Origin of the sequence: Tomitella gaofuii, assembly GCF_014126825.1 — a bacterium.
GTDB classification, from domain to species: Bacteria; Actinomycetota; Actinomycetes; order Mycobacteriales; family Mycobacteriaceae; genus Tomitella; species Tomitella gaofuii.
In genome coordinates this window covers 614,614-631,675 of sequence record NZ_CP059900.1, presented here as the reverse complement: position 1 = coordinate 631,675, position 17,062 = coordinate 614,614, and the positions used below count along the sequence as shown (strand labels likewise).

At 71.2% G+C, this 17,062-nt stretch carries 14 protein-coding genes; 7 read left to right on the top strand and 7 right to left on the bottom strand.

The window, feature by feature from the left end:
- Position 1: 1 nt before the first annotated feature.
- Positions 2 to 1,228 carry a cysteine desulfurase-like protein gene (locus tag H4F70_RS02935; protein WP_182348816.1) on the bottom strand — a complete coding sequence of 409 codons (1,227 nt, stop codon included), beginning with the start codon at positions 1,226 to 1,228 and terminating at the stop codon, positions 2 to 4.
- Positions 1,229 to 1,509: 281 nt separating this feature from the next.
- Between H4F70_RS02935 and H4F70_RS02930 the strand changes: the two genes are divergently transcribed.
- From H4F70_RS02930 to glfT1, 4 genes are all read left to right on the top strand, one after another.
- Complete coding sequence (locus H4F70_RS02930) at positions 1,510 to 2,103, top strand: bacterial proteasome activator family protein (protein ID WP_182358981.1); 594 nt, start codon at positions 1,510 to 1,512, stop codon at positions 2,101 to 2,103.
- A 64-nt stretch (positions 2,104 to 2,167) separates the two neighbouring features.
- Positions 2,168 to 3,034: a galactan export ABC transporter permease subunit Wzm/RfbD gene (gene wzm, locus H4F70_RS02925; RefSeq protein ID WP_443735774.1), complete on the top strand. Its 867-nt coding sequence runs from the start codon at positions 2,168 to 2,170 to the stop codon at positions 3,032 to 3,034.
- 81 nt (positions 3,035 to 3,115) lie between these two features.
- Positions 3,116 to 3,943 carry a galactan export ABC transporter ATP-binding subunit Wzt/RfbE gene (gene wzt, locus H4F70_RS02920; RefSeq protein ID WP_182348818.1) on the top strand — a complete coding sequence of 276 codons (828 nt, stop codon included), beginning with the start codon at positions 3,116 to 3,118 and terminating at the stop codon, positions 3,941 to 3,943.
- Entirely contained in the window at positions 3,930 to 4,865 is a 936-nt protein-coding gene (glfT1, locus tag H4F70_RS02915) for a galactofuranosyltransferase GlfT1 (protein WP_182358980.1), read from the top strand. Before wzt ends, glfT1 begins: the two co-directional genes overlap by 14 nt.
- Before the next feature lie 103 nt (positions 4,866 to 4,968).
- Here the strand turns inward: glfT1 and H4F70_RS02910 are convergent, their stop codons facing one another.
- The 6 genes from H4F70_RS02910 to H4F70_RS02885 form a co-directional block, all read right to left on the bottom strand.
- Positions 4,969 to 5,373 (bottom strand): YjbQ family protein, encoded by a 405-nt coding sequence (locus H4F70_RS02910; RefSeq protein ID WP_372497640.1) that lies wholly within the window; start codon positions 5,371 to 5,373, stop codon positions 4,969 to 4,971.
- Positions 5,374 to 5,474: 101 nt separating this feature from the next.
- Positions 5,475 to 6,587, bottom strand: a complete 1,113-nt coding sequence (locus tag H4F70_RS02905) for an NDMA-dependent alcohol dehydrogenase (protein WP_182348821.1) — start codon at positions 6,585 to 6,587, stop codon at positions 5,475 to 5,477.
- A 30-nt stretch (positions 6,588 to 6,617) separates the two neighbouring features.
- On the bottom strand, positions 6,618 to 8,126 hold the full coding sequence (locus H4F70_RS02900; RefSeq protein ID WP_182358978.1) for an aldehyde dehydrogenase family protein: 1,509 nt from the start codon (positions 8,124 to 8,126) through the stop codon (positions 6,618 to 6,620).
- 122 nt (positions 8,127 to 8,248) lie between these two features.
- Entirely contained in the window at positions 8,249 to 9,994 is a 1,746-nt protein-coding gene (locus tag H4F70_RS02895) for a sigma-54-dependent Fis family transcriptional regulator (RefSeq protein WP_182358977.1), read from the bottom strand.
- Positions 9,995 to 10,177: 183 nt separating this feature from the next.
- The gene (locus H4F70_RS02890; RefSeq protein ID WP_182358976.1) at positions 10,178 to 12,067 is read right to left on the bottom strand and encodes a glycosyltransferase; all 1,890 of its coding nucleotides are present in this window, start codon (positions 12,065 to 12,067) and stop codon (positions 10,178 to 10,180) included.
- Between the two features lie 74 nt (positions 12,068 to 12,141).
- Positions 12,142 to 12,621: a GtrA family protein gene (locus H4F70_RS02885; RefSeq protein WP_235681307.1), complete on the bottom strand. Its 480-nt coding sequence runs from the start codon at positions 12,619 to 12,621 to the stop codon at positions 12,142 to 12,144.
- 91 nt (positions 12,622 to 12,712) lie between these two features.
- Between H4F70_RS02885 and H4F70_RS02880 the strand changes: the two genes are divergently transcribed.
- The 3 genes from H4F70_RS02880 (at position 12,713) to H4F70_RS02870 (ending at position 17,044) form a co-directional block, all read left to right on the top strand.
- Positions 12,713 to 14,185: a decaprenylphosphoryl-beta-D-ribose oxidase gene (locus tag H4F70_RS02880; protein WP_182358975.1), complete on the top strand. Its 1,473-nt coding sequence runs from the start codon at positions 12,713 to 12,715 to the stop codon at positions 14,183 to 14,185.
- The gene (locus H4F70_RS02875; protein ID WP_182358974.1) at positions 14,182 to 14,958 is read left to right on the top strand and encodes a decaprenylphospho-beta-D-erythro-pentofuranosid-2-ulose 2-reductase; all 777 of its coding nucleotides are present in this window, start codon (positions 14,182 to 14,184) and stop codon (positions 14,956 to 14,958) included. Before H4F70_RS02880 ends, H4F70_RS02875 begins: the two co-directional genes overlap by 4 nt.
- A 112-nt stretch (positions 14,959 to 15,070) precedes the next feature.
- The gene (locus H4F70_RS02870; protein WP_182360123.1) at positions 15,071 to 17,044 is read left to right on the top strand and encodes an arabinofuranosyltransferase; all 1,974 of its coding nucleotides are present in this window, start codon (positions 15,071 to 15,073) and stop codon (positions 17,042 to 17,044) included.
- Positions 17,045 to 17,062: the final 18 nt, after the last annotated feature.

The following is a 17,062-nucleotide window of genomic DNA, read 5'->3' as shown; positions in this document are numbered from 1 at the left end:
CTCACCCCAGCGAGGCAACCACCCGCACCAGCTGATCCACCTCGTGCACCGTCGAATAGTGGCCCAGGCCCACCGTCACCGCGCCGCCGACCTCGCCGACGCCGATCGCCTCGAGCACCCGCGACCCACCGCGCGAGGTGAGCGCGCAGATGCCGTTGTCGGCCAGGCGCTGCGTCACCCGGTGGGCGGGCACCCCTGCGACGGTGAAGCTGAGCATCGGGACGCTGGCCGACCGCGCGCCCAGCACCATCACCAGCGGCAGCGACCGCAACGAACCCACCAGATGGTCGAACAAGCCGGCCTGGTGGGCGCGCAGCGCGGTCATGGACCGGACGATGCGCTCGCGCCGCGGGGCCGACGCCGTCGCGCCGCGGTGCCCCGGCGAGTCGGACGAGGCGAGGCCGGCGAGCACCTCGATCGAGGCGACCATGCCCGCCAGCATCGCATACTGGTGCGCCCCCACCTCGAGCATCGCCGGGCCGGTGGCCGTCGGGTCGATCGCCACGCGCTCGAGCCGGTCGATCATCGCGGGGTCGCGGAACACCAGTGCGCCGACGGGCGGCCCGCCCCAGATGGCGGAGTCCAATGCCAGCACGTCGACGCCGAGCTCGTGGATGTCCACCGGCTCGTACGGCGCCAGGAATGCGGCGTCGACCACCGTGAGGGCGCCCGCCGCGGTGGCGAGCTTGGCCACGGCCGCCACCTCCGGCTTGACACCGAGCGTCGACGAGGCGGCCGTGACGGCGACGAGCGCCGTGGCCTCGCCGATCAGGTCCGCATACTGCCAGGTGGGCAGCTCGAAATTCTCGATGTCCACCTCCGCCCACTTGACGTACGAGCCGTAGAGGTGGGCGGCGCGCAGCCAGGGGGTGATGTTCTCCTCGTCGTCCACCCGGGAGAGCACGATTTCGGTGCCGATCCCCAGGCGTCGTCGCGAGGCCTCCGCCAGCCGCGCCAGGAGCGTCGCACGGTTGGGGCCCAGCACCACGCCGGCCGGGTCCGCCCCCACTAGGTCCGCGACCGCGGCACGCGCGGTGTCGAGGATCCCCGCACTGCGCCGCGCGGAGGGGTACGCCCCCGAGGGGTCGGAGACGGAGGTGCGGAACGCCGTCGACACGGTGCGGGCCACCGAGTCCGCGATCTGCATCCCCACCTGCGCGTCCAGGTGGATCCAGCCGTCCCCCAACGACGGGAACAGCCCGCGCACCCCCCAGACGTCGTATTCCATGCCGTACAGACTATGTGTCAGCGGGGCGCTGATTCCACCCGCGCGCGATCGGCCGATCGCGCCCATGCCCGAGTACTGACCCGCACCCCGGGCTGCACGGACCTCATCCGTTCGATGTACACCGACCACGTGCACAGAGTAGTGGACAGCCGTCCGCCCGACGACAGCCGCGTCGGGCGGACGGGGCGGCCGCCCGAACCTGCGGCGCGCTGTCGTACCGGGCGGGCACAATCGGACCCGACGGGCACAATGGGCAGCACACGAGTGAGGACGGGAAACGCATGAGTGAGAGCGCAGGCGGCAGCGCCGGAACCGGAAGCGACGGCCCCCGTGGCGACGGCTCCGAGAACGGCTACGTCATCATCGGGCGCGACGCCGAGTCGCGAGCGGACGAGGCGCACTCCGCCGACGCGGCGGCCGACGGCGGCGAAGACGACGACGGCAACGCCCTGACCTCGATGGTCGAGCAGCCCGCCAAGGTCATGCGCATCGGCACGATGATCAAGCAGCTGCTCGAGGAGGTTCGCTCGGCGCCGCTCGACGACGCCAGCCGCAGCCGCATGCGCGAGATCTACGCGACCTCCATCCGCGAGCTCGAGCAGGGCCTGTCCGGCGAGCTGCGCGACGAGCTCGAGCGGCTCACCCTGCCCTTCGGCGACGAGTCCGTACCTTCGGACGCCGAGCTGCGGGTCGCCCAGGCGCAGCTGGTGGGCTGGCTCGAGGGGTTGTTCCACGGCATCCAGACGGCGCTGATGGCCCAGCAGATGGCCGCGCAGGCGCAGCTCAAGCAGATGCGGCACGCGCTGCCGCCGGGCGCCGCGCCGCAGCAGGGGCCGCACGGTGGACAAATGCCGGGCACCGGCCAGTACCTGTGACCCGCCGCCGCGACGCGAACGGCGACGGGCCCGCCGCGGCGGGCGACTAGTACTGTTGGCTCCCGTGTCCGATCCCGTCACCACCGCCCCGCACGATCCCGCCCCGCGCATCACGGGGTCGCGCACGTTCGCACGCGCGTTCGCGGACATGCGGCTCGGCTGGTCGCAGCGCGAACTGTGGCTGATGCTGGGCCTGCAGGACATCAAGCAGAAATACCGCCGGTCCGTCATCGGCCCGTTCTGGATCACCATCGCCACGGGCGTCATGGCCACCGCACTGGGGCTGCTGTATTCGCTGATCCTCGACCAGGACCTGGCCTACTTCCTGCCCTACCTCACCGTCGGCCTGATCATCTGGGGCCTCATCCAGGGCGCCATCGTGGACGGTTCGGAGGTGTTCATCGCCAACGAGGGGCTGATCAAACAGCTCCCCGCGCCGCTGAGTGTGCACGTCTACCGGCTGGTATGGCGTCAGGTCCTGCTGCTGGCGCACAACCTCATCATCTACGTGATCCTGCTCGCGGTGTTCTGGACGTCGCTGGACCTGAACTGGGCGTCGCTGCTCGCCATCCCGGCGATGCTGCTGCTGATCGTCAATGCCGTGTGGGTCACGATGCTGTTCGGCATCGTCGCCACCCGTTTCCGTGACATCGCACCGCTGCTCGGCAGCCTCACCCAGCTGTTGTTCTACGTCACGCCCATCGTGTGGACCACCAAGGTGTTCGCGGATCGTCCCGGCGCCGCCGAGCGGGCCAAACTCGCCGAGATCAACCCGCTGTTCCACTACCTCGAGATCGTCCGCGCGCCCATGCTCGGCGAGTCCGCGGCCGCCTACCACTGGTACATCGTGCTGGGGCTCACCGTCGTCGGCTGGGCGGCGGCGCTGCTGGCCATGCGCAAGTACCGCGCACGCGTGCCGTACTGGGTGTGAGCCCGCGGCAATGCAACACCGCACACGACCATCGGAGCCGCATGAGCACTGGATCAGCCGCATGAGCACAGGAACGTCCCTATGAGCACAGTCAGCATCGACACGCACGGGGCCTGCGTCGACTTCCCCATCTTCGACGCCAGCACCCGGTCGCTCAAGAAGTCCGTGCTGGGCAGGGCCGGCGGCACCATCGGCAAGACCGACTCGAATGTGGTGACGATCGAGGCGCTGCGCGACATCACCGTGTCGTTCCGCGAGGGCGACCGCGTCGGCCTCGTCGGCCACAACGGTGCGGGCAAGTCCACGCTGCTGCGCCTGCTGTCCGGCATCTACGAGCCCACCCGCGGTTCCGCGGACGTCCGCGGCCGGGTGGCGCCCGTGTTCGACCTCGGCGTGGGCATGGACCCGGAGATCTCCGGCTACGAGAACATCATCATCCGAGGATTGTTCCTGGGCATGACGCGCAAGCAGATGAACGACCGGATGGACGACATCGCCGAGTTCACCGAGCTGGGCGATTATCTGGCGATGCCGTTGCGCACCTACTCGACGGGCATGCGGGTGCGCCTGGCGATGGGCGTCGTCACCAGCATCGACCCGGAGATCCTGCTGCTGGACGAGGGCATCGGCGCGGTCGACGCGGAATTCATGAAGAAGGCGCGCATCCGGCTGCAGAAGCTCGTCGCGCGCTCCGGGATCCTCGTCTTCGCCAGCCACTCCAACGAGTTCCTGGCGCAGCTGTGCAACACCGCGATGTGGATCGACCGCGGCGAGATCCGCCAGCGCGGCGGGATCGACGAGATCGTCGGAGCCTACGAGGGCCCCGAGGCCGCCCAGCATGTCCGCACCGTGATGGCCGAGATGCGCCGCGAACAGCAGGCCACCGAGGGCGGCCATGGCGGTGTCTGACCCCGGCGGAACGCGGCCTGACACCGAGCGGATCGTCGGCGTCGTCGTCACCCACCGGCGCCGCGCGCTGCTGGCCGAGTCGCTCCGCGTGCTCGCCGCGCAGACCCGCCCGCTGGACCACCTCGTCGTGATCGACAACGCCGACGAGCCGGAAGTGCGCGCGCTCGTCGAATCGCAGCCGATCCCGGCCACATGCATCGGGTCGCGGCACAACCTCGGCGGCGCAGGCGGCTTTGCGCTGGGAATGCTGCACGCCCTGGCACTGGGCGCGGACAGGGTGTGGCTGGCCGACGACGACGGCCGCCCCGAGGGCCCCGACGTGCTGGCCACCCTGCTCGACTGCGCGCGCCGGCACGGGCTGGCCGAAGTCTCGCCCGTGGTGTGCGACATCAACGAGCCCGGCAAGCTCGCCTTCCCGCTGCGCCGGGGGCTCACCTGGCGACGGCACCGCGACGAGCTCCGGCAACCCGACGACCCGGATTCCGATCTGCTGCCCGGCATCGCGTCTCTGTTCAACGGTGCCCTGTTCACCGCGGCGGCCATCGACGCGGTGGGAGTGCCCGACCTGCGCCTGTTCGTCCGCGGCGACGAGGTGGACGTGCACCGGCGACTCGTGCGCTCCGGGCTGCCCTTCGGCACCTGCCTGGACGCCGCGTACCTGCACCCCGACGGCGCCGACGAGTTCAAACCGATCCTCGGCGGCCGCATGCACACCCAGTACCCGGACAATCCCGGAAAACGGTTCTTCACCTACCGCAACCGCGGATACCTCATGGCACAGCCCGGCATGCGGCGGCTCCTGCCGCAGGAGTACGCGCGGTTCGGGTGGTTCTTCCTGGTGCAGCGGCGCGACGTCGCCGGATTCCGCGAGTGGATGCGGCTGCGCGGGCTCGGACGGCGCGAACGGTTCACCAAGCCGTAGCGACTGGGCCTCCGCGCTTCGGACGACGGTGGGCGTGGGCGCCGGCCTTGTCGTCGCGCTCGAAGTTCGGTCGCGACGAGGACGTGACGCCCGGCGCGCCCCGTCAGCCGCGCAGCAGGGACAGCCGGACCTCCCGATCCGGGTTGTCGACGTTGAGGTCCACCAACGTGATGGACTGCCACGTGCCCAGAAGCAGCCGGCCGCCGATCACCGGCACCGTGGCGTACGGCGGGATGAGCGCCGGCATCACGTGCGACCGTCCGTGTCCGGGCGTGCCGTGCTGGTGCCGCCATCGGCCGTCTGCCGGGAGCAGGTCGCGCAGCGCTGCCAGCAGGTCGTCGTCGCTGCCCGCACCCGTCTCGATGATCGCGACACCCGCCGTCGCGTGCGGCACGAACACATGCAGCAGGCCGTCGCCCTCCCCTGCCGCGAACTCGCGGCAGGGGCCGGTGAGGTCGTGCACCACCTCGTCGGCACCGGTGTGGACGGAGAACGTCTCGGATTTCACGGCATGCACCTCCTGCGCACCATCATGCCCGGCGGGCGCACGCAGCGTGCGCCCGCCGGGCATGGGGCCCGTCAGGTGGGAGCCCGGTCAGGTGGGCCCTGTCAAGCGTCGTGCATGATGACGCCGCGGATGTTCTTGCCGTCGCGCAGGTCCTGGTAGCCCTCGTTGACCTGCTCGAGGGTGTACCGCTTGGTGACGAGCTCGTCCAGCTTGAGGTCGCCCGAGTCGTACAGCCGCAGCAGCTTGACGATGTCCCATTGCGGGTTCATCGAACCGAACAGCGTCCCCATGATCGTCTTCTGGTTCAGCGTCAGGTCCGCGCCGGAGACGTGCACCGTCAGCTTGGCCGGGTCGGCGAGGCCGGTGATGACGACCCGCCCGCCCTTGCCGATGACCGCAGTGGCCGCGGACACCACCTGCTCGTCCACCGTGCCCACCAGGATCAGTGCGGCGTCCGCGCCCTGACCCCAGGTCAGCTCGTTGACCTTGGCCGCCGCCTCCTCCGCGGTGGCGAACGCGTGGGTGGCGCCGAACTTCAGCGCCGTCTCCCGCTTGAGCTGCACCGGATCGACGACGACGACGTACTTGCACCCGGCGCCCACGGCGCCCTGCACCGCGTTGATGCCGAGTCCGCCGATGCCGTAGATGACGGCCGTGTCGCCGTTGCGCAGGTTGCCGGCGTTCACCGCGGTGCCCCAACCGGAAGGCACGCCGCAGCCGACGAGCACCGCGGTCTCCAGCGGCAGCCAGTCGTCCACCTTGACCACGGAGTGCTGCGAGATCGTGGCCCGCTCGGAGAAGGTGCCCAGCATGCACATGCCGCCGAAGTCCTTGCCGTCGCCGTGGAAACGGAAGGTGCCGTCCGGCAGGTAGCCCTCGAGGATGGTGGCGCCCATGTCGCACAGGTTCTGGCGCCCCGTCGAGCAGTACCGGCAGGTGCCGCAGTTGGGGATGAAGCTGCACACCACGTGGTCGCCCGGCTTGACCTTGGTGACGCCGGGGCCGACCTCCTCGATGATCCCGGAGCCCTCGTGGCCGCCGACGATGGGATAGCGCGGCGGCAGGTCGCCGTCGGTCAGGTGCAGGTCCGAGTGGCACAGCCCCGCCGCCGTGTATTTGATGAGCACCTCGCCGGGACCGGGCCCGTCGAGGTCGAGCTCCATGATCTCGAACGGCCTGCCGGCCTCCAGGAGCACTGCTGCCTTGGTCTTCATGGTGTCCTCCTTGTCAGAGCACGGGGGTGCTCACAGCGCGATGTTGACGGATTTGGTGGTGGTGTAGAGGTCGAGGGCGCCCGCGCCCAGTTCGCGTCCCCAGCCGGACTGCTTGTAGCCGCCGAAGGGCATGGCCGTGTCGAAGCCGTTGTACTGGTTGACCCACACCGAGCCGGCCTTGATCTGGCGCGCGGTGCGGTGGGCCTTGGAGACGTCTCGGGTCCAGATCCCGGCGGCCAACCCGTAGATCGAGTCGTTGGCCGCGGCCACCACGCCCTCGTCGGCGTTGAAGGGCAGCGCCGCCACCACGGGCCCGAAGATCTCCTCGCGCACCACGGAGAAGTCCGGCTGCACGTCCACCAGCACCGTGGGCTCGACGAAGTAGCCGCTGTCGCCCCAACGCCCACCGCCGGAGAGTGCGCGCGCGCCGTCGGCGAGGCCGTCGCGCAGGTAGCCGGTGACCTTGTCGAACTGTTCCTGCGAGATCAGCGGGCCGAGTTCGGTGGCCGGATCCATGCCGGGGCCGATCCGCACCTGCGAGGCGGCCTCGGCGACCGCAGAGGTGAACTCGTCGAAGATCGTGTCCTCGACGTACATCCGCGTGCCGGCGACGCAGCACTGCCCGTGGTTGAACAGCCACGCGTTGAGCGAGCCCGGCACCGCGGCCTCGAGGTCCGCATCGGCGAACACGATATTGGGGCTCTTGCCGCCCAGTTCGAGCGAGACCTTCTTGAGGTTGCCCTTGGCGGCGTCGACGATCTTCTTGCCCACCTCGGTGGAGCCGGTGAACGCGATCTTGTCGACGGCGTCGTGGCCGGACAGGGCGGCGCCCGCGTCGCCGAAGCCGGTGACGATGTTGACGACGCCGGGCGGGAATCCGGCCTCGGTGAACACCTCGCCCAGCAGCAGCGCGCTCAGCGGCGTCTGCTCGGCGGGCTTGAGGATCACCGTGTTGCCCGCCGCGAGCGCCGGCGCCAGCTTCCAGGCGGCCATGAGGATCGGGAAGTTCCACGGGACGATGAGCCCGCACACGCCGACCGGCTCGCGCAGCGTGTAGGCGTGGAACTGCCCGCCGGGGGCGAACGGCATCGACACGTTGACCGTCGAGCCTTCGATCTTGGTGGCCCACCCCGCGTAGTAGCGGAACACGTCGGCCGCCCACGCCACGTCCACGGCGGTGGCGATGCCCACGGATTTGCCGTTGTCGAGCGCTTCGAGCTGGCCGAACTCTTCGGCACGTTCGCTGAGGATGTCGCCGATCCGCCACAGCAGCCGCTCACGCTCGTTGGGCTTCATGTGCGGCCACGGACCCTCGTCGAATGCGCGCCGCGCCGCGCGCACCGCCCGGTCCACGTCGGCGGCCTCGCCGTGCGCCACCTGCGCGAGTTCGGCGCCGGTGGCGGGGTCCTCGGTGCCGAACGTGCGCCCGGACGCCGCGTCGGCCCATTCGCCGCCGATGAGCATCTGCTTGCGGCCGGACAGGAATCGCCGTACTGCGGGCACCACCGACTGCGTGCCGTGTTCGATGAGCGCGGTCATGAAACCTCCTCGACTGGATGTGTTCTGCAACACACCCATCGTCGATCGCGAACGGCGACCGCGGGTGTTCAGACTCTGGACACCGCACATGGGCGACCGTCCAGCGCCGTGACCGGCCGGCCTCAGACCTTCAGCGTCCGCATCCGGGCGTACAGCGTGGTGCGGCTGATCCCGAGTTCCTCCGCGGCCTGCCTCTTGTTGCCTCCCTTCGCTGCGAGCGCCGCGACGATGGCGGCGCGTTCGGCGCGTTCCATCCCGGTCAGCCGCGCCGCCGTCGCACCCCGCCGCACGTGCTCCGGAAGGTCGTCGACGGTCACCGTGCCGCCGCTGCTGCGCAGAGCGGCGGCCAGGACCGCGCGCAGTTCGGTGATGTTCCCGGGCCACGGGTACGACGCCAGGACCGTCGCCACGCCGGGCGGCACCCGGGTGCCGCCGTCCGGGTCGAGCTCCGCGAGCACGCCGGCGACGATCCGGGGGAACTCCGACTGCCGTTCGCGCAGTGGCGGTACCGCCACTCTGCGCTCGCACAGAGCGGCCAGCGCCTCCCCGGCGCCGGTTCCGGTACGCACGGTGACGACGAGGCGCGCGCGGCCGGCGCCGCCCGCGAGCGCCCGCGAGACCCGGCGCAGCAGCGGTTCCGGCAGCAGATCGGCGTGCTCGACGAGCACCGCCGCGGCGTCGTCGCGTTCCGCGTCACGGAGGGCGTCCGCGAACCGGCCGCCCCAGACGCGCTCGCCGTCGGCGCCGTTTTCCACCGCGCCGTTCTCCACCGCGTCCACCTCCACCGCGTCGAGCAGCGTCAGCCGCGGCACGTCCACGGCCACGGGCTCCCCCGCCCCGCCCGCACCGTCGATGAGACGCAGCGCGGCGGTCGTCACCCCGCTCCCCGGCTCCCCGACCACCGCGACGGAACCCGCCCCTGGTGCCACGTGCCCGGACCCCCAGCTCCCCGCTTCCGGGTGCCCCGCCGCGGGGCCGGTCGCGGTCCGCGACGCCACGGCCACCGCGTCGATCCGGAACACCGTGCCCGCCCCGGCGCCCTCGACCCGCGTCATCTCGACCCGCACGGGAGCACCCGAGACGAGCACCGCATCCGTCGTCGACGACCGGCCGGCGGCCAAGCCCCGCGCCAGTCCGCGCAGCATCGGGTGGTCGCGCGGGTCCACGAGGTCGAGCGCGGCCGGGTCGGCGAGCGCCAGTTCGTCGCCCAACCCGACGACGGCCGCATCGGAACGTGAGCGTCGTCGGGCCTGCTGGTACGCGGACATCAGCCGGAGGTCCTCGACGCGCGCGCCCTCGACCAGCCGGCGTTCGATCTCCTCGACCGCGCGGACCACGAGCGGCAGGTACAGCGGATTGGCCGTGGCCTGGACTCCGGTGATGTCGACGACGCCCTCGACCCGACCGGTCAGCGGATGGCGGATGGGATGGCCGTAGCAGCTGAAGCCTTTCAGCGATTCGAGGAAGTGCTCGGCCCCGTGGATGGCCACGCCGCGCCCGAGCTCGAGCGCGGTCCCGAGGCCGTTGGTCCCGGCCTGTTCCTCGCTGTAGAGCATGCCGGGGATCACGCCGCGCCGTTCCAGCGCGCGCTCGGCGGCCCCGGTGTCGGACCAGCGGTCGACGATGACGCCGTCGCGGTCGCCCAGCAGCAGTGTCACCCCCGTGCCGGCGGTGTGCCGGGCGAGCGCGTCGAGCACCGGGCCCGCCGCGCGCCGGACGGCGGCCGATCCGGGGCCGCCGGTGAACGCTGTGATCGCGTGGTCCGGCTCCAACCCGCACATGACCGAGCGCTGCCACGACCGCGCGATATCCGCGCGCAGGTCCTGCGCCCCGCAGGAGGCGGAACCCCCGAGTGGACGATCTGGCATCACACACCCTGCCCGTCGACGACGCACTCCGGCGCGGGAGCCGCGCAGACCCACGGCACCGGACTCACTGGCCACCCTGCTCGGCCGGCCGCGCCGCGGAACGGATCACGCCGCTGAACGGATCACGCTGCTGAACGGGCCGACCGGCTCACGGTGCGCGCCGCGCACGCCCCGTGATACAGGTCACGATACCGTAGTATCCGCGGGGCCGATCCCGTAGAGGCGCGCCCAGTTCTCCCTGCTCGTCAGCTCCGGGACGGCGGCACGGTACGCGTCCTGCGCGGCAGGCCCCTCCGCGACGAAGCGCCGCAAGGTGGACGCCAGCCGCTTGGTGAGGGCCTTCGCCTGCGCCGCGTCCCGGCGCCTGCGGCGCACCCCTGCCTGCGACGCGTCCGTCACATACACCTCGCCGAACGCCGACACGTGCCACCAGAACGCATCCTCGTACGGGATCGCCACCGGGCCGGCCTCGACGCGCCCGGACAGCTGACGCGCCGCCTTCTTGGCCAGCACCAGGTCCGCCTTGCCCTCGTCCAGCGGCCCGACGACCCGGCGCATCGGGGCGGCGGCGGGCATCGCCGACACCGGCAGCCGCTGCGTCTCCGGATGGCCCGCCCGCAGCTCGCGCACGCGTGCCAGCAGCTCCTGGCCGCCGTCCCCGAGCACGTCCGGCCCTTCGAGGAACGCGTCGATGGCCGCCAGGAGCGTCTCGGCGAACCCGTACTGCATCGCGACGATCGTGCTGAGCACCCGGCGCGACAGCTCCTTGCTCAGCTCCCGCACGTCGAAGCCGCTGTGGACCGCCGCGGTGATCAGGGAGTTGCGCAGGCCGAAGAACTGGCCGAAGTCGTCGCCGTCCTTCCAGTAGAAGTCGGCGTGCCACACCGACGCCCCGGGCAGCGTCACGGTGGGGAAGCCCCGCCCCCGCGCGCGGATGCCGTACTCGATGTCGTCCCACTGGAAGAAGTACGGCATCGGCAGGCCGATCTCGCGGATCACCGACGCCGGGATCAGGCACGACCACCAGGCGTTGTAGGGGGCGTCGATGCGGCGCTCCTGCACGTTGTCGATCACCGACTGGTCGTGCAGCGCCTCGGGGTCGGCGGGCAGCCCGGCCTTGAGCACGGACAGGTCGTCGCCCTCCGCGGACAGCAGCAGGTAGTCGGGGTTGTAGAGGTACAGCATCTGGGCGCCGACGAGCATCGGCGACGCGGTGTGGTCTGCGAACGCGGTCATGCGCAGCACCGTCTCCGGTTCGACGCGGACGTCGTCGTCCATCAGCAGCACGTTCGCCTGGCCGGCGCGCCCGGTCACCTCGTACATGCCGCGGCTGAATCCGCCGGCGCCGCCGAGGTTGGGCTGGCGCAGGTAGTGCAGGCGTTCACCCAGCACGGCGGCGGCCCCGGTGAAGGCCGGCCGCGAGTCGACGGTGTCGGCGCCCTGGTCGGTGACGTAGACGTGGTCGGTCACGCCGAGCACCTCCCGGTCCGACGCGAGGGCCGCCACCGTGGCCGCGCAGTCGTCGGCGCGGTTGAAGGTGCAGATCGCGACGGCGTTCGGCAGCCGCCCCTCGCGCGCGTCGTCGGCGCCGACCGTCCAGCGCACGCCGGCGACGGTGAGCGGCAGGTCGCCCGCGCGGAACTCCAGCCACATCGCCCCGCCGTCGAGGAACTTGTCGATCGGCGCGTCGAACTCGACGGTGACGGGCCCGTCACCGGGCGCGGCGTCGACGGGCGCGAAGTCCACCGTGCGCTCGTGGCCGGCGATGTCCGATGCCCGCACCCGCACGGTCCCGTGCGCTCCCACCGGCTCCGCCGAGTCCGGGCGGCCCACCCGCACCTCGGCGCGCACGCGCACGGCGGTCACCCCCGTCCACCGCTGCCAGTAGGAGGCCTCGAAGCGCCCGAAGTAGGCGTTGGTGTGGGCCACCGCCCCGGGCTGCAGGGATATCTCGGAGCGCAGCCTGCGGGCCACGCCACGCGTCACCTTGCTGTAGAGATCCTCGCTGACCCAGTCCTCGGGTCCCGCGAAGTGGTTGCGCTGCACCAGCCTGCGCGCGTTCGCCGTCTGCACTCTGTCGCCTCACTCGTCTTCCGGGTCCGTCCGCCGGCCCTGCCGATTCCCGCCGTCGCTGTACGGCTGATTGCTCACTTGATGTTGAAGATGACGACCCGCTGCACCACGAAGTTGATGACGGTGGCCGTGCCCTGGGCCACGCAGTATGCGATGAAGGTGTAGAGGATCCCCTCCGGCAGCACCGTGAACATCACGTCGAACAGACCCACCTGCACGACGAAGGTGACCGCGTAGAGCACCGCCACCGCGATGAACCGCGCCGTCGACGGCGGCGCCTGGAACGTCCAGCGCCGGTTGATCAGGTACGCCGTGGTGGTGCCGCAGATGAAGCCGACGGCCTTGGCGGGCGTGTGCCCCATGCCGAGCTGCATGAGCAGCACGGTGAGGCCGAAGTCGACGATCCCCGACAGCGCTCCGGTGATGATGAACCGCACGATCTGGGTTTTCAGCCCCAGGTCGGTGGCGCCCACGTTGTCGGTGACGGGGATCTCCGCGGGCATCGGGTACTCGTGCGCATGCGGGTCCCGGGCGCTCGGACTGGTTTCGGACACGTGGGACAGGGTAGCCGCAGGGCCCCCGCCCGCCATGTGCGTCACCCCACGTGCCGCCGTCGCCTCGTGACCACGCGGTAGCCTCTACCCGATGTCCACAACCGCTGACAGCAGCACCACCGGCGACGCGGACGCGTCCGCGGAGGCCGCCCGTTCCCGCCGGCTTTCGACCACGCCGCGCCGCCTCACCGGCTGGGGCCGCACGGCCGCCAGCACGGCGCAGGTCCTGAGCACGCCCGACGTCGACGTCATCGCGCGCGCCGTGGCAGAGGCCGCGGACCGGTCCGCCGACAAGCCGCCGCACCTGCGCCGCGGCGTCATCGCCCGCGGCCTGGGCCGCTCCTACGGCGACCCGGCGCAGAACGCGGGCGGCCTGGTGGTGGACATGACCCCGCTCAACCGCATCCACCGGATCGACAGCGACACCCGCCTGGTGGACGTGGACGCCGGCGTCTCTCTGGACCAGCTGATGAAGGCGGCGCTGCCGTTCGGCCTGTGGGTCCCGGTGCTGCCGGGCACGCGCCAGGTGACGGTGGGCGGCGCCATCGGCTCGGACATCCACGGCAAGAATCACCACAGTGCGGGCAGCTTCGGCGACCACGTCACGGCGATCGACCTGCTCACTGCGGACGGCCAGGTGCGCAGGCTCACCCCCCGCGGCGGCAAGAACGATCCCAAGGGCGCCTTGTTCTGGGCGACCGTCGGCGGCATGGGGCTCACCGGCATCATCCTGCGTGCCACCATCCGGATGACGCGCACGGAGACGGCGTACTTCATCGCCGACGGCGACCGCACCGAGACGCTCGACGAGACCATCGCCCTGCACAGCGACGGCAGCGAAAACCAGTACGACTACTCGTCGGCCTGGTTCGACGCGATCGCCGCCCCGCCCAAGCTGGGCCGCGCGGCGGTGTCCCGCGGATCACTGGCCACGCTGGACCAGCTGCCGAAGAAGCTGCAGAAGGATCCGCTGAAGTTCGACGCGCCGACGCTGCTCACGCTGCCGGACGTGTTCCCCGACGGGCTGGCCAACAAGTACACCTTCAGCGCCATCGGCGAGGTGTGGTTCCGCAAGGCCGGCACCTACCGCGGCAAGGTGCAGAACCTGACCCAGTTCTATCACCCGCTGGACCTGTTCGGGGAGTGGAACCGCGCCTACGGTCCCTCCGGGTTCCTGCAGTACCAGTTCGTGGTGCCCACCGAGGCGGTCGAGGAGTTCAAGCGGATCATCCGCGACATCCAGGCCTCCGGCCACCACTCTTTCCTCAACGTGTTCAAGCTGTTCGGCGAGGGCAACAAGGCCCCGCTGAGCTTCCCCATGCCCGGCTGGAACATCTGCGTCGACTTCCGCATCAAGCCGGGCCTGCACGAGTTCGTCACCGAGCTCGACCGGCGGGTGCTCGAGTTCGGCGGCCGGCTGTACACCGCGAAGGATTCGCGCACCTCGGCGGAAACCTTCCACGCGATGTACCCGCGGATCGACGAGTGGATCGCCGTGCGCCGCGAGGTGGATCCGACCGGGGTGTTCATGTCCGATATGGCCAGGAGGCTGGAGCTCAAGTGATCGACGCCGTAGGAAACCCCAAGTCCGTGCTGCTGCTGGGCGGCTGCTCGGAGATCGCGCTGGCGATCGCCACCGAGTATCTGGCCACGGCGCCGCTGCGGGTGGTGCTGGCCGACCGGCCCGAGGCCCCCCGTGCGGAGGCCGCCGAGGCCCTGCGCGCGGCGGGCGCCACCGACGTGCGCATCGTCGACTTCGAAGCCCTCGACACCGAGGCCCACCCGACGATGATGGACGAGGCGTTCGACGGCGGCGACATCGACGTGGCGGTGGTGGCCTTCGGCCTGCTCGGCGACGCCGAGGAGCTGTGGCAGAGCCAGCCGAAGGCGGTGCGCATCGCGGGCGTCAACTACACGGCCGCGGTGTCGGTGGGCGTGCTGCTCGGCGAGCACATGAAGGCCCAGGGGCACGGCCGCATCATCGCCATGTCCTCGGTGGCCGGCGAGCGCGTGCGCCGCTCCAACTTCGTCTACGGCTCCACCAAGGCCGGGCTCGACGGGTTCTATCTGGGCCTGGGCGAGGCGCTCGCGCCGAGCGGGGTGCACGTCACCGTCATCCGCCCCGGTCAGGTGCGCACGCAGACCACCGTCGACTACTGGAAGTCCGCGGGCATCGACGAAGCCCCGCTCACCGTCGACAAGGAGGACGTGGCCAAGCTGGCCGTGTCCGCATCCGCCAAGGGCAAGGAGATCGTCTGGGCGCCCGGCACCTTCCGCTACGTGATGATGGTGCTGCGGCACGTGCCGCGCAAGATCTTCCGGCGCCTCCCGGTGTGATGCCGTGACGGCGACCACCAGCGACGACCATCAGGCCGGCGCCACCGACAGCGGCGGCGCCGGTCCTGCCGGTGCGCCCTCCCGCACGCCGTCGCGCCGCGGGAGTGGACCGGTGCGGGGCGCGCTCGGCACGCTCACGGGCGCGGGAATCGTCGCGGCCGTCGTCACGGGCGCCGGGCTGGTCGTCATCGACCGCACCAACCTGCCCGCGTTCACCACCTCCAACATGGCGCAGGCGCTGACCACGCTGCTGCAGGTGGCCGCGCTGCTGGTGGTCACCGCGGGCGTGCTGCTGCTGCGGCGGGACGCGCGCAGCCGCGGCGGCCGGCTGCTCTCCTGGGCCGGGCTGTCCGCGTTCGCCACCGTCACGCTCGCCGTGCCGCTGTCCGCCACCCGCCTGTACCTGTTCGGCATCTCCGTCGACCAGGAGTTCCGCACGCAGTTCCTCACGCGCATGACGGCGACGGCCGGGCTGCACGACATGAACTACGCGGACCTGCCCTCCTACTACCCGGCCGGCTGGTTCTGGGTGGGCGGCCGGCTCGCCGACCTGCTCGGCATGCCCGGCTGGGAGTTCTACAAGCCGTACGCCATCGGTTCGCTCGCGGTGGCGATCGTCGTGGCCGCCGCCCTGTGGTCGCGCCTCATCCGCGCCGACCTGGCCGTCATGACCGCCACGGCGCAGGCGGCGATCGTGCTGGCCTACGGCTCACCGGAGGCCTACGGCGCCATCGTCGCCGTGCTCATCCCCCCTGTGATGGTCCTCGCCTGGTCGGGCCTGCGGGCGTCGCTGCGCCCGGGGGCGCGCCGCCGCACCGGCTGGGCCGCGGTGATCGCCACCGGGGTGTTCCTCGGCGTCTCCGCCTGCATGTACACGCTGTACACGGCGTTCGCCGCCTTCGCGGTGGTGCTCATGGCGCTGGCGGCCGCGGTCGCCGCCGCCTACCGGCACGCGCAGGCGGAAGGCCGGGACGCGACACCCGGCCCCGCCGCGGTGCCGCTGTGGCGCCGCATGCTCGCGCCCGCCGCCCTGCGCCGCGCCGTGTCGCCGCTGGCGCGCCTCGTCGCCGCCGGGGTGATCGCGGGGCTCATCGCCCTCCTCGTGTGGGCCCCCTACCTGCTGCGGATGCTCGACCATCCGTCCGTCGACTCGACGGCCATGCACTACCTCCCCGAGTCGGGCGCGCTGCTGCCGCTGCCGATGTTCAACGTGAGCCTGCTGGGCGCGCTCACATTGCTGGGCCTGCTGTGGACTGTGCTGAAGTTCCGGTCCTCGGTGCGCGCCCAGGCGCTGGGCATCGCGGTCGCGGCGATCTACCTGTGGACGCTGCTGTCGATGGCGTGGACGGTGCTCGGTTCGACGCTGCTCAGCTTCCGCCTCGAACCGGTGCTGCTGCTGTTGCTCGGCGCCGCGGGCGTGTTCGCCGTCTTCGACATCGCCCGGTGGGCCGTCGCCCGGGCCCGGCTCTACCAGCCGGCCCCCGTCGCCGACGTGCGCGCGCGCCGCACCCGCACCGTGATCACCGTGCTCGGCGTCGTCGCGGCCATCATGTTCGCCCAGAACATCCCGCAGGTGCTGCAGACGGAGATCTCCATCGCGTACTCCGACACCGACGGCTACGGCGAACGCGCCGACCGGTACCCGCCGGGCGCCGCCGCCTACTTCGACGAGGTCGACGCCGCGATCATGGACCAGGTCGACACGCCGCGCGACGACACTGTCGTGCTCACCACCGATTTCCCGTTCCTCAGCTACTACCCGTACCTGGGGTTCCAGGCGATCACGTCGCACTACGCCAACCCGCTGGGCGACTTCGCCGCGCGCACCGACGCGATCAAGCAGTGGTCCCGGGCGGACAGTGCCGCGGAGCTCATCAGCGCACTCGACTCCGTCCCATGGCGGCCGCCGCAGGCGTTCATCATGCGCAGTTCCGCCGACGGCTACACCCTCCGCCTGTCCGCGGACGTCTACCCCAACGACCCCAACGTCAAGGTTTTCACCGTGACATTCCCCCGCACACTGTTCGACAGCCCGGAGTTCACCACGACGGAGATCGGACCGTTCACCGTCATCGTGAGGAAATGACCGTTCCACCCCCTGAAC

Bases quoted from the DNA above. Each gene is read 5' to 3' on its own strand.
- H4F70_RS02900 (WP_182358978.1), bottom strand. From the start codon at position 8,126: ATGACCGCGCTCATCGAACACGGCACGCAGTCGGTGGTGCCCGCAGTA.
- H4F70_RS02880 (WP_182358975.1), top strand. From the start codon at position 12,713: ATGTCCACAACCGCTGACAGCAGCACCACCGGCGACGCGGACGCGTCC.
- glfT1 (WP_182358980.1), top strand. From the start codon at position 3,930: ATGGCGGTGTCTGACCCCGGCGGAACGCGGCCTGACACCGAGCGGATC.
- wzt (WP_182348818.1), top strand. From the start codon at position 3,116: ATGAGCACAGTCAGCATCGACACGCACGGGGCCTGCGTCGACTTCCCC.
- H4F70_RS02905 (WP_182348821.1), bottom strand. From the start codon at position 6,587: ATGAAGACCAAGGCAGCAGTGCTCCTGGAGGCCGGCAGGCCGTTCGAG.
- H4F70_RS02930 (WP_182358981.1), top strand. From the start codon at position 1,510: ATGAGTGAGAGCGCAGGCGGCAGCGCCGGAACCGGAAGCGACGGCCCC.
- H4F70_RS02935 (WP_182348816.1), bottom strand. From the start codon at position 1,228: ATGGAATACGACGTCTGGGGGGTGCGCGGGCTGTTCCCGTCGTTGGGG.
- H4F70_RS02895 (WP_182358977.1), bottom strand. From the start codon at position 9,994: ATGCCAGATCGTCCACTCGGGGGTTCCGCCTCCTGCGGGGCGCAGGAC.